The 12,811-nt window shown below is 66.3% G+C and carries 8 protein-coding genes; all 8 read right to left on the bottom strand.

Annotated elements, in window-relative coordinates:
• Window positions 1-51: 51 nt before the first annotated feature.
• A complete protein-coding gene (locus BX286_RS22005) occupies window positions 52-3,951 on the bottom strand; it encodes a DNA-directed RNA polymerase subunit beta' (protein WP_045945279.1) in 3,900 nt (1,299 codons plus the stop codon).
• A gap of 98 nt (window positions 3,952-4,049) precedes the next feature.
• Window positions 4,050-7,532: a DNA-directed RNA polymerase subunit beta gene (gene rpoB, locus BX286_RS22000; RefSeq protein WP_079429293.1), complete on the bottom strand. Its 3,483-nt coding sequence runs from the start codon at window positions 7,530-7,532 to the stop codon at window positions 4,050-4,052.
• Between the two features lie 587 nt (window positions 7,533-8,119).
• The gene (gene rplL, locus BX286_RS21990) at window positions 8,120-8,506 is read right to left on the bottom strand and encodes a 50S ribosomal protein L7/L12 (protein ID WP_079429292.1); all 387 of its coding nucleotides are present in this window, start codon (window positions 8,504-8,506) and stop codon (window positions 8,120-8,122) included.
• 110 nt (window positions 8,507-8,616) lie between these two features.
• The gene (rplJ, locus tag BX286_RS21985; RefSeq protein ID WP_045945276.1) at window positions 8,617-9,147 is read right to left on the bottom strand and encodes a 50S ribosomal protein L10; all 531 of its coding nucleotides are present in this window, start codon (window positions 9,145-9,147) and stop codon (window positions 8,617-8,619) included.
• Between the two features lie 286 nt (window positions 9,148-9,433).
• Window positions 9,434-10,315 carry an LppX_LprAFG lipoprotein gene (locus tag BX286_RS21980; protein ID WP_237293049.1) on the bottom strand — a complete coding sequence of 294 codons (882 nt, stop codon included), beginning with the start codon at window positions 10,313-10,315 and terminating at the stop codon, window positions 9,434-9,436.
• 166 nt (window positions 10,316-10,481) lie between these two features.
• Entirely contained in the window at window positions 10,482-11,210 is a 729-nt protein-coding gene (rplA, locus tag BX286_RS21975; protein ID WP_042818557.1) for a 50S ribosomal protein L1, read from the bottom strand.
• A gap of 86 nt (window positions 11,211-11,296) precedes the next feature.
• Window positions 11,297-11,731: a 50S ribosomal protein L11 gene (rplK, locus tag BX286_RS21970; RefSeq protein WP_079429291.1), complete on the bottom strand. Its 435-nt coding sequence runs from the start codon at window positions 11,729-11,731 to the stop codon at window positions 11,297-11,299.
• A 170-nt stretch (window positions 11,732-11,901) separates the two neighbouring features.
• Window positions 11,902-12,789 carry a transcription termination/antitermination protein NusG gene (gene nusG, locus BX286_RS21965; protein ID WP_121016109.1) on the bottom strand — a complete coding sequence of 296 codons (888 nt, stop codon included), beginning with the start codon at window positions 12,787-12,789 and terminating at the stop codon, window positions 11,902-11,904.
• Between the last annotated feature and the right edge of the window lie 22 nt (window positions 12,790-12,811).

The following is a 12,811-nucleotide window of genomic DNA, read 5'->3' as shown; positions in this document are numbered from 1 at the left end:
AGCCCCCCACCTCTCCTCTCGGAGCGGTGGGGGGCTTCCTCATACGAGCTGCTAGCCGTTGTACGGGCCGTAGTCGTAGTCCTCCAGCGGGACAGCCTGGCCGGAGCCGGTGCCAAAGGGGGAGTAGTCGATGTCGTCGTAGCCGACGGCCGAGTACATCGCGGCCTTGGCTTCCTCGGTCGGCTCGACCCGGATGTTGCGGTAGCGGGACAGGCCCGTACCGGCCGGGATGAGCTTACCGATGATGACGTTCTCCTTGAGGCCGATGAGGCTGTCGGACTTGGCGTTGATCGCCGCGTCCGTCAGGACTCGGGTCGTCTCCTGGAAGGAGGCGGCCGACAGCCAGGACTCCGTCGCCAGCGAGGCCTTGGTGATACCCATCAGCTGCGGACGGCCGGAGGCGGGGTGACCGCCCTCGGTGACCACACGACGGTTCTCGGTCTCGAAGCGGGAGCGCTCGACGAGCTCGCCCGGGAGGAGCTCCGCGTCGCCGGACTCGATGATCGTCACGCGGCGGAGCATCTGCCGGATGATGATCTCGATGTGCTTGTCGTGGATCGACACGCCCTGCGAGTTGTAGACCTTCTGGACTTCGCCGACCAGGTGGACCTGGACGGCACGCTGGCCGAGGATGCGCAGCACGTCGTGCGGGTTGGTGGCACCCATGGTGAGCTTCTGGCCCACCTCGACGTGGTCGCCCTCGTGCACGATGACCTTGGCGCGCTTGGAGATCGGGAACGCCGTCTCCTCGCTGCCGTCGTCGGGCGTGATGACGATCTTCTTCGTCTTCTCGGTCTCCTCGATCCGCACGCGGCCGGCGGCCTCGGAGATCGGGGCGACACCCTTCGGGGTACGGGCCTCGAAGAGCTCGACGACACGCGGCAGACCCTGCGTGATGTCGTCACCGGCCACACCACCGGTGTGGAAGGTACGCATCGTCAGCTGGGTACCGGGCTCACCGATGGACTGGGCGGCGATGATGCCGACCGCCTCACCGATGTCGACCAGCTTGCCGGTGGCCAGCGAGCGGCCGTAGCAGAAGGCACAGGTGCCGACGGCGGACTCACAGGTCAGGACCGAGCGGGTCTTGACCTCCTCGACGCCGTTCGCGATGAGGGCGTCGATGAGCACGTCACCGAGGTCCACGTTCGCCGGCGCGATGACCTTGCCGTCGATGACGACGTCCTCGGCCAGCATGCGGGCGTACACGGAGGTCTCGACGTCGTCCGCCTTGCGGAGGACACCCGCCTCGTCCTTGACACCGATCTTGAGCTTGAGGCCGCGCTCGGTGCCGCAGTCCTCCTCGCGGATGATGACGTCCTGCGAGACGTCCACCAGACGACGGGTGAGGTAACCCGAGTCGGCGGTACGCAGGGCGGTGTCCGCGAGACCCTTACGGGCACCGTGGGTGGAGATGAAGTACTCCAGCACGGACAGGCCCTCACGGAACGAGGCCTTGATCGGACGCGGGATGGTCTCGTTCTTCGCGTTCGACACCAGACCACGCATACCGGCGATCTGCCTCATCTGCATCATGTTTCCTCGGGCACCCGAGTCAACCATCATGAAGATGGGGTTGGTCTTGGGGAAGTTCGCGTTCATCGCCTCGGCAACCTCGTTGGTCGCCTTGGTCCAGATCGCGATGAGCTCCTGCGTGCGCTCGTCCTTGGTGATCAGACCGCGCTCGTACTGCTTCTGGACCTTCTCGTCCATCGCCTCGTAGCCCGCGACGATGGCCTTCTTGGCCTCGGGCACGACGACGTCGGAGATGGCCACGGTGACGCCCGAACGGGTCGCCCAGTGGAAGCCGGCCGCCTTCAGGTTGTCGAGCGTCGCCGCGACGATGACCTTGGGGTAGCGCTCCGCCAGGTCGTTGACGATCTCGGAGAGCTGCTTCTTGCCCACCGAGTAGTCGACGAACGGGTAGTCCTCGGGCAGCAGCTCGTTGAAGAGCGCGCGGCCCAGGGTGGTCTTCAGACGGAAGCTGTCGCCCGGCTGGAACTCCTGCTCGCCCTCTTCGGCGACCGGCGGCACCCAGCCGCGCGGCGGGATGGTGCCCACCGGGAAGCGGATGTCGACGGACGACTGCAGCGCGAGCTCGCCGGCGTCGAACGCCATGATCGCCTCGGCGGTGGAGCCGAACGCGCGGCCCTCGCCCTTGGTGTCACGGAGCTCACCGTCGGTGGTCAGGAAGAACAGACCCAGGACCATGTCCTGCGTCGGCATCGTGACCGGACGGCCGTCGGCCGGCTTCAGGATGTTGTTCGAGGACAGCATCAGGATGCGGGCCTCGGCCTGCGCCTCCGCGGAGAGCGGCAGGTGGACGGCCATCTGGTCACCGTCGAAGTCCGCGTTGAACGCGGTGCAGACGAGCGGGTGGATCTGGATGGCCTTGCCTTCGACCAGCTGGGGCTCGAAGGCCTGGATGCCGAGACGGTGCAGCGTGGGCGCACGGTTCAGCAGGACCGGGTGCTCGGCGATGACCTCTTCGAGCACGTCGTACACGACCGTGCGGCCGCGCTCGACCATGCGCTTCGCCGACTTGATGTTCTGCGCGTGGTTCAGGTCGACCAGGCGCTTCATCACGAACGGCTTGAAGAGCTCCAGCGCCATGGCCTTGGGCAGACCGCACTGGTGCAGCTTCAGCTGCGGACCGACGACGATCACGGAACGCGCGGAGTAGTCCACGCGCTTGCCGAGGAGGTTCTGACGGAATCGACCCTGCTTGCCCTTCAGCATGTCGCTGAGGGACTTCAGCGGGCGGTTGCCGGGGCCCGTCACCGGGCGGCCGCGACGACCGTTGTCGAAGAGCGCGTCCACGGCCTCCTGGAGCATGCGCTTCTCGTTGTTCACGATGATCTCGGGGGCACCGAGGTCGAGAAGGCGCTTCAGGCGGTTGTTGCGGTTGATGACGCGGCGGTACAGGTCGTTGAGGTCGGAGGTCGCGAAGCGGCCACCGTCGAGCTGCACCATCGGACGCAGGTCCGGCGGGATCACCGGCACGCAGTCCAGAACCATGCCCTTGGGGCTGTTGCTGGTCTGCAGGAACGCGGAGACGACCTTGAGGCGCTTGAGCGCACGGGTCTTCTTCTGGCCCTTGCCGGTACGGATGATCTCGCGGAGGCGCTCGGCCTCCTCCTCCAGGTCGAAGGACTCCAGGCGCTTCTGCAGCGCCGCGGCACCCATCGAGCCGTCGAAGTACGTGCCGAAGCGGTCACGCAGCTCGCGGTAGAGGAGCTCGTCGCCCTCCAGGTCCTGGACCTTGAGGTTCTTGAAGCGGTTCCACACCTCGTCGAGGCGGTCGATCTCGCGCTGGGCGCGGTCGCGGAGCTGCTTCATCTCGCGCTCGGCACCCTCGCGCACCTTGCGGCGCACGTCGGCCTTGGCGCCCTCGGCCTCAAGCTCGGCCAGGTCGCTCTCGAGCTTCTTGGCACGGCCTTCGAGGTCGGCGTCGCGGCGGTTCTCGATCTGCTGGCGCTCGACGGAGACGTGGGCCTCCAGCGACGGCAGGTCGCGCTGACGGCGCTCGTCGTCGACGAACGTGATCATGTACGCGGCGAAGTAGATGACCTTCTCGAGGTCCTTCGGCGCGAGGTCCAGCAGGTAGCCCAGGCGCGACGGGACGCCCTTGAAGTACCAGATGTGGGTGACGGGAGCGGCAAGCTCGATGTGGCCCATGCGCTCACGGCGCACCTTGGCGCGCGTGACCTCGACGCCACAGCGCTCACAGATGATGCCCTTGAAGCGGACACGCTTGTACTTGCCGCAGTAGCACTCCCAGTCCCGGGTGGGGCCGAAGATCTTCTCGCAGAAGAGTCCGTCCTTCTCGGGCTTGAGGGTGCGGTAGTTGATGGTCTCCGGCTTCTTGACCTCGCCGTGCGACCAGGTTCGGATGTCGTCCGCGGTGGCAAGGCCGATCCGCAGCTCGTCGAAGAAGTTGACGTCGAGCACTGTGCGTCAATCCCTCTTTCGGGGTCGAGTCTCAATCATGGTCTGAACGGTCCCGGGGACGGCCGGGGGATCTTCGTGGGATCCCCCGGCCAGGCCCGTCAGACCTCTTCGACGCTGCTCGGCTCGCGCCGGGACAGGTCGATACCGAGCTCCTCCGCCGCGCGGAAGACGTCCTCGTCGGTGTCGCGCATCTCGATGGACATGCCGTCCGAGGACAGCACCTCCACGTTGAGGCAGAGCGACTGCATTTCCTTGATGAGCACCTTGAAGGACTCGGGAATGCCCGGCTCGGGGATGTTCTCGCCCTTGACGATGGCCTCGTAGACCTTCACGCGGCCGGTCACGTCGTCGGACTTGATCGTCAGGAGTTCCTGGAGCGCGTACGCGGCGCCGTAAGCCTCAAGCGCCCACACCTCCATCTCACCGAAGCGCTGACCACCGAACTGCGCCTTACCACCCAGCGGCTGCTGCGTGATCATCGAGTACGGACCGGTCGAACGGGCGTGGAGCTTGTCGTCGACCAGGTGGTGCAGCTTGAGGATGTACATGTACCCGACCGAGATCGGGTCCGGGAACGGCTCGCCGGAGCGGCCGTCGAACAGGCGCGCCTTACCGGTCGGGAGCACCATGCGCTCGCCGTCGCGGTTCGGGATGGTGTGCTGGAGCAGGCCGGCCAGCTCGTCCTCGCGCGCACCGTCGAAGACGGGGGTGGCGACGTTGGTGCCGGGGGCGACCTGGTCGGCGCCGATCGCCTGGAGGCGCTGCGCCCACTCGTCCGCGAGGCCGGAGACGTCCCAGCCGCGGCTGGCGAGCCAGCCGAGGTGGATCTCCAGGACCTGTCCCGGGTTCATTCGGGACGGGACACCCAGCGGGTTCAGGATGATGTCGACCGGAGTTCCGTCCTCGAGGAACGGCATGTCCTCGATCGGAAGGATCTTCGAGATAACACCCTTGTTGCCGTGACGGCCGGCGAGCTTGTCACCGTCGGTGATCTTGCGCTTCTGGGCCACGTAGACGCGGACCAGCTGGTTCACGCCCGGAGGGAGCTCGTCGCCCTCCTCGCGGTCGAAGACGCGGACACCGATGACCTTGCCGATCTCACCGTGAGGCACCTTGAGCGAGGTGTCACGCACCTCGCGGGCCTTCTCACCGAAGATCGCGCGGAGCAGGCGCTCCTCGGGGGTCAGCTCGGTCTCACCCTTGGGCGTGACCTTGCCGACGAGGATGTCGCCGGCGACGACGTCCGCACCGATGCGGATGATGCCGCGCTCGTCGAGGTCGGCGAGGACCTCCTCGGAGACGTTCGGGATGTCCCGGGTGATCTCCTCGGGGCCCAGCTTGGTGTCACGGGCGTCGACCTCGTGCTCCTCGATGTGGATCGAGGAGAGGACGTCGTCCTGCACGAGGCGCTGCGACAGGATGATCGCGTCCTCGTAGTTGTGGCCTTCCCACGGCATGAACGCGACGAGCAGGTTCTTGCCGAGGGCCATCTCGCCCTCTTCGGTGGCCGGGCCGTCGGCGAGGACCTGGGCCTCGACGATCCGGTCGCCCTCGTTGACGATGACCTTCTGGTTGACCGAGGTGCCCTGGTTCGAGCGGGAGAACTTGGCGACGCGGTACGTGGTGTACGTGCCGTCGTCGTTGGCGACGGTGATGTAGTCGGCCGAGACCTCCTGGACGACACCGTCCTTCTCCGCCTTGATCGAGTCGCCGGCGTCGACCGCACAGCGGTACTCCATGCCGGTGCCGACGAGCGGGGCCTCCGCCTTGATGAGCGGAACGGCCTGGCGCATCATGTTCGCGCCCATGAGGGCACGGTTGGCGTCGTCGTGCTCGAGGAAGGGGATCATCGCGGTCGCGACGGACACCATCTGGCGCGGCGAGACGTCCATGTAGTCCACGTCGGACGGCTCGACGTAGTCGACCTCGCCGCCACGCTTGCGGACCAGGACGCGGTTCTCGGTGAAGCGCAGGTCGTCGTCCAGGCGGGCGTTCGCCTGGGCGATGACGAAGCGGTCTTCCTCGTCGGCGGTGACGTAGTCGACCTCGTCGGTGACGACACCCTCGACGACCTTGCGGTACGGGGTCTCGATGAAGCCGAACGGGTTGATGCGGCCGTAGGAGGCCAGCGAGCCGATCAGACCGATGTTCGGGCCTTCGGGCGTCTCGATCGGGCACATGCGGCCGTAGTGCGACGGGTGCACGTCACGGACCTCGAAGCCGGCCCGCTCACGGGACAGACCACCCGGGCCGAGGGCGTTGAGACGACGCTTGTGCGTCAGGCCCGACAGCGGGTTGTTCTGGTCCATGAACTGCGACAGCTGGCTGGTGCCGAAGAACTCCTTGATGGAGGCGACGACCGGCCGGATGTTGATCAGGGTCTGCGGCGTGATCGCCTCGACGTCCTGGGTGGTCATGCGCTCGCGCACGACGCGCTCCATACGGGCGAGACCCGTACGGACCTGGTTCTGGATGAGCTCGCCGACGTTGCGGATACGACGGTTGCCGAAGTGGTCGATGTCGTCGGTCTCGACGACGATCTCCCGGCCCGACTCGCCGACGGTCTCGGTCTCGCCCGCGTGGAGCTTCACGAGGTACTTGATCGTGGCGATGATGTCGTCGGTGGTGAGCACACCGGCGTCGAGCGGCTCGTCGGCGCCGAGCTTCTTGTTCACCTTGTAGCGGCCGACCTTCGCGAGGTCGTAGCGCTTCGGGTTGAAGTAGAGGTTCTCGAGCAGCGTCTGAGCGGCCTCGCGGGTCGGCGGCTCGCCCGGACGCAGCTTGCGGTAGATGTCGAGCAGCGCGTCGTCCTGGCCCTGGGTGTGGTCCTTCTCCAGGGTGGCGCGCATGGACTCGTACTCGCCGAACTCCTCGAGGATCTGCTCGGTGGTCCAGCCGAGGGCCTTGAGGAGGACGGTGACGGACTGCTTGCGCTTGCGGTCGATGCGGACGCCGACCATGTCGCGCTTGTCGACCTCCATCTCCAGCCAGGCACCCCGGGAGGGGATGATCTTGGCGGAGAAGATGTCCTTGTCGGACGTCTTGTCGATGGAGGAGTCGAAGTAGACACCCGGGGAACGGACGAGCTGCGACACGACGACGCGCTCGGTGCCGTTGATGACGAAGGTGCCCTTGTTGGTCATGAGCGGGAAGTCGCCCATGAAGACCGTCTGAGACTTGATCTCACCGGTCTCGTTGTTCGTGAACTCGGCCGTGACGAAGAGCGGCGCCGCGTACGTGAAGTCGCGCTCCTTGCACTCGTCGACGGAGTTCTTCGCCGGCTCGAACCGGTGGTCGCGGAACGTCAGCGACATCGACCCGGAGAAGTCCTCGATCGGCGAGATCTCCTCGAAGATCTCTTCCAGACCGGACTTGGTGGGGACGTCCTGTCCACTCTCAAGCGCCGACTCGACGCGAGACTTCCAGGCGGCGTTGCCGAGCAGCCAGTCAAAGCTCTCGGTCTGCAGCGCCAGGAGGTTCGGAACCTCGAGGGGCTCCTTGATCTTTGCAAAGGAGATGCGCAGCGGGGCGGTGCTGGCACCGGTGTTCGTATTGGTCGAGGCGTTGCGCGAGGCGGCCAAGAGGGGGTCCTTCCGAGGGCTCGGACTCACTACGCGCGTACCGGTCCCAGCCGACACAGAAGACAGAGCCTCCCCAGCTGGACTAAAAGACCAGGTCAGGGCGTATCAATCCGGTGTGCTCGAGCGTGGGCATGCCCCTGGCGACGGGCAGGGGGCAGCTAACAGGCAGCGCAAAGGGTCAGTGTAGCCACTTGGCTCACTGATGTCCAGACCAGGTTTCCGGAAACCGGCAACAGGCCCTTCCCCACGTCCTCAACCAACACCGCGTCCAGCCAACACCGCAGCCGATGCCGCAGCGCCCGTACACAGAGCGCGTATCAGTACTGCCCTCTTCGTAGTCGATCCATGCCTCGGATCCCGGATCGAGCCGGGGGACCTCGCGACGGGTCTGAGAATTGCGCGCCGCTGGCCGTTCGTCAAGGCCCCGTGCTCCGAGCGGATCATCTCCGGACCCTGCGTCGGGGCAACGAAGATCACCCTACTCCCCAACGAGACCAGGGCAAGTCAGGCACTGCGAATACGCCAAAGGGCGACCACCCTTACGGGTGATCGCCCTTGGTTGAGGCCGTCAGGCGGCCTCAGAGGTGTTACTTGACCTCGACCGAGGCGCCAGCGGCCTTGAGGGCCTCAGCGGCCTTGTCAGCGGCTTCCTTGTTGGCCTTCTCGAGGACCGGCTTCGGGGTGCCGTCGACGAGGTCCTTGGCCTCCTTCAGACCCAGGGAGGTCAGCTCGCGCACGACCTTGATGACCTGGATCTTCTTGTCACCGGCGGCGGTGAGGATGACGTCGAACTCGTCCTTCTCCTCGACCTCGGCCACGGCACCGGCGCCCGGGGCACCCGGGGCGGCGACGGCGACGGCCGCGGCGGCGGTGACGTCGAACTTCTCCTCGAAGGCCTTCACGAACTCGGAGAGCTCGATGAGGGTCATCTCCTCGAACTGGGCGAGGAGGTCTTCCTGAGAGAGCTTCGCCATGATGGGCGATCCTTCCACTAATTCGGCAGGTGCCGGATGTATAGAGAGGCGGGCGTAACGGCCCGCTACGACCCACGCACTAGGCGGCGTAGATCAGTGCGCGAGCCGAATTACTCGGCACCGCCCTGCTCGGCGAGCTTGACGCGAAGGGCTTCCGCAGTGCGGACGAACTTCGACGGCAGCGCCTGGAAGAGCGAGGCAGCCTGGGACTGCTTGCCCTTGAACGCGCCGGCCAGCTTGCTGAGCAGAACCTCGCGGGACTCGAGGTCCGCAAGCTTCTTGATGTCATCGGCGGACAGCGCCTTGCCATCAAGGACACCGCCCTTGATGATCAGGTTCGGGTTCTCCTTGGCGAAGTCACGAAGACCCTTGGCCGACTCCACCGGGTCACCGGTGATGAAGGCGGCACCCGTCGGACCAGTGAACTGGTCGTCGAGCGAGGTGATCCCGGCGTTGTTAGCCGCAATCTTGGTCAGCGTGTTCTTCACCACGGCGTACTGGGCGTTCTCACCGAGCGAACGACGCAGCGTCTTGAGCTGCTTCACGGTGAGACCCCGGTACTCGGTCAGCACGACGGCGCTGGAGCTGCGGAACTTGTCCTCAAGCTCGGCTACGTCGGCAGCCTTGTCGGGCCTTGCCATAGAGCGTCGGCCTCCTTCCGGGTGATGAGGACCGCTCAGAAGGGGCTGACATACAAAACGCCCCGGCGCAGGCGCCAGGGCGTAGCTCAACCGGAAAAATATCCAGGAACGATTCCACAGTCACCTGCGCGGGTCGTCCGCAGTAGCGGATCCTTCGGCCACCGCACCCTTGTCGGGCACAGCAACGACCAGCGGTCTTTGGCTTCTGTGGAAGAGTACGCGAAGGATGCGAGCCGGAGCAAATCGTCCTCCGGACCGGCCCCCCGACCGGTCCGGAGGGCGGGACTCAGCCCTGGCCGGAGCCCTTGGCGCCGAGGTCCATGACCTGGTCGGCCGGCGGGGCGGCGATGTCGACCGGCTTGTTGTAGTCCAGGAACTTCATCGTCATGTCCATCGGGCCCTTGGCCGCCTCGGCGCGGGTGCGGACCTGCTTGGTGTGGTCGCTCTCGTCGATCCACATGTCCATGTTCATGCTCTTGATGCCCTCGCCCTCCAGCTTCTGGATGGACTTCTCCTGGCGTTCCTTGGCCTCGGGAGTGAGGGTGGCGAGGGAGGCCCGCATCTGCTCGATGGTGACCGTGCCGGAGACGTGCCGGGTCTTCACGCCGTCGATGGTCTCCTCGCCGACGGTCTTGAGGTCCTTGGCGCCCAGCAGGTCACCGGCGCGGTCGCCCGGGTTCTCGGCGGCGTTGCCCGACCCGGCGCCGAGGCCGTCCAGCTGCTTGGCGGCCTCCGGGTTCGCGCTCTTCACGTCGATCTTCAGCCAGGCACCCTCGGAGCCCATGTACATGACCCCGTCGACGAGACGGATCTCCACCGCACCGTCCTCGCCCGGCGCCGTCATCTTCATGGCCATGGCCACGGACGGCTTGATGCGCAGAGAGACGTCCGCGTTGACCGGCTTGCCCTGCGCGGTGCCGGTCATGGTGTAGCGCAGCGAGGTGATCTCCTCGGACTTCTTCTTCACCTTCTCCAGGTACGCGGCCGGTGCGGCGTCCGCGGCTCCCTGGGCCGGCTTGCCGGCCGCCGGCGCGGCGGCGGAGGGGGTCGCGGCCGCGGCCTTGCCCCCGTCGTCCTTCTTGCCGCCCTCGCAGGCGGTCGTGGCCCCGCCCACGAGCAGTACGGCGGCCAGTGCGGCCATGGCGGTCTTCTTGCGGTACACGAGCATGGAGTCCCCACCCCTGGTGCGAATCGATCAACCGTCCGACCCTACGGTAAAGGGACGGGAAAGTCGCATGGGATTTCGGGCGCCCCAGGGCAAACGAAACCGGCCCCCCGCTTCCCGTGAGGGAGGCGGGGGGCCGGTTCAGCCAGAAAGGCGAGAGCCGTCAGGCTCAGACCGCGGCCGGGTCTTCCTCGACGAGGAGGTTCCGGGTGCGGTTGGAGTCCAGCTGGATGCCGGGGCCCATCGTGGTGCTCAGGGCGGCCTTCTTGATGTAGCGGCCCTTGGCGGCGGACGGCTTCAGACGGACGATCTCGTCCAGCGCCGCCGCGTAGTTCTCGACCAGCTGCTCATCGGAGAAGGAGACCTTGCCGATGATGAAGTGCAGGTTCGAGTGCTTGTCGACGCGGAACTCGATCTTGCCACCCTTGATGTCGGTGACAGCCTTGGCGACGTCCATGGTGACGGTGCCGGTCTTCGGGTTCGGCATGAGACCACGCGGACCGAGCACGCGGCCGAGGCGGCCGACCTTGCCCATGAGGTCCGGGGTCGCCACGACGGCGTCGAACTCGTTGAGGCGGTTGCCCTTGGCGATCTCGTTGATCAGCTCGTCGTCGCCGACGATGTCGGCGCCGGCGGCTTCCGCGGCCGCAGCACGGTCACCGGTCGCGAAGACCAGGACCCGGGCGGTCTTACCGGTGCCGTGCGGGAGGTTCACGGTGCCGCGGACCATCTGGTCGGCCTTGCGCGGGTCGACACCCAGGCGGAAGGCAACCTCGACGGTGGCGTCGAACTTGGTGGTGCTGGTCTCCTTGGCGAGACGGACGGCCTCGAGGGGAGCGTAGAGCTTCTCCCGGTCGACCTTGGCGTCCGCAGCGCGGAGAGTCTTGCTGCGCTTCACTTCTGCTCCTGTGTAAGTGCTTCAGGCATGGAGTCGTGGTACGGACCAGCGCTTGGCCCTACCACTGGGGAACTGCGAGGGGCTGATCAGCCCTCGATCGTGACACCCATGGAACGGGCGGTGCCGGCGATGATCTTCTCGGCGGCGTCCAGGTCGTTCGCGTTGAGGTCGGGCATCTTGATCGTGGCGATCTCGCGGACCTGGTCACGCGTGAGCTTCGCGACCTTGGTCTTGTGCGGCTCGCCGGAGCCCTTCTCGATGCCCGCGTGCTTCAGGATGAGGCGCGCGGCCGGCGGGGTCTTGGTGATGAAGGTGAAGGAACGGTCCTCGTAGACCGTGATCTCCACCGGCACGACCATGCCACGCTGCGACTCGGTCGCGGCGTTGTAGGCCTTGCAGAACTCCATGATGTTGACGCCGTGCTGACCGAGCGCGGGGCCGACCGGCGGAGCCGGGTTGGCCGCACCGGCCTTGATCTGGAGCTTGATAAGCCCCGTGACCTTCTTCTTCTTGGGAGGCATTGCTCTCTCCGGGTCCTAGTGAGAGTTTTCCAGCCGCCTTCCGGTCATCCGGATGGAGGCATACCGCACCACGATAACGGGTATCGGTGCGGGGCTAAAAACCGAGCAGGTCAGACCGCCTTTTCGGGCTGGTCTGACCTGCTTCGGAAGCGTCGCTCAGAAGATCTGGATCAGTTCTTCTGGATCTGGTCGAAGCTCAGCTCGACCGGGGTCTCGCGGCCGAAGATCTCGACGAGGCCCTTGACCTTCTTCGAGTCCGGGTTGATCTCGTTGATCGTCGCCTGGAGCGTCGCGAACGGGCCGTCGGTGACGGTGACCGAGTCGCCGACCTCGAAGTCCAGGACCTCGATGGTGCGCTTGACGGCGGGGGCCGGGAGACCGGCTTCCTCGGCGGCCTGCTTGGCGGCCTTCTCCTGCGCCTCCGGGGCGAGCATCTTGACGATCTCGTCCAGGGTCAGCGGGTACGGGTCGTACGCGTTGCCGACGAAGCCGGTGACACCGGGGGTGTTGCGGACGACGCCCCAGGACTCGTTCGTCAGGTCCATGCGGACGAGAACGTAACCGGGCAGCTTGTTCTGCCGGACGTTCTTGCGCTCGCCGTTCTTGATCTGGACGATCTCTTCCTCGGGCACCTCGGCCTGGTAGATGAACTCCTCGACGTTCAGCGAGACGGCACGCTGCTCGAGGTTCGCCTTCACGCGCTTCTCGTAGCCCGCGTAGGTGTGGATCACGTACCACTCGCCGGGGAGCAGGCGCAGCTCGTCGCGCAGGGCCTGGATCGGGTCGACGGGCTCGGCGGGAGCGGCCTCCTCGGCCTCCTCCGCGTCCTCGGCCGGAGCGGCGTCCTCGACGCCCTCGTCCTCGGAGTCCTCGTCGGCCTCGGCCTCGTCGTCAGCGTCCTCGACGTGCAGCGCGGCTTCCTCGGCGGCGATGCCGGCCTCGGCGTCGGCGAGCTCGGCCTCGTCGGGGTCCACAGCGTCTGCCGCCTCGACGATGTCGAGCTCGTCCTCGACGGACTCGACGGAGTCGTGGCTCGCGTTCAGGTTCGGGTCAGACACGGTGGCTGCTTCTTCCTGGATA

It is taken from the genome of Streptomyces sp. 3211.6 (assembly GCF_003634815.1).
Taxonomy (GTDB): Bacteria; Actinomycetota; Actinomycetes; order Streptomycetales; family Streptomycetaceae; genus Streptomyces; species Streptomyces katrae_A.
Note: the sequence above shows the minus strand (reverse complement) of the source record. Positions and strands in the feature narration are given on the sequence as shown.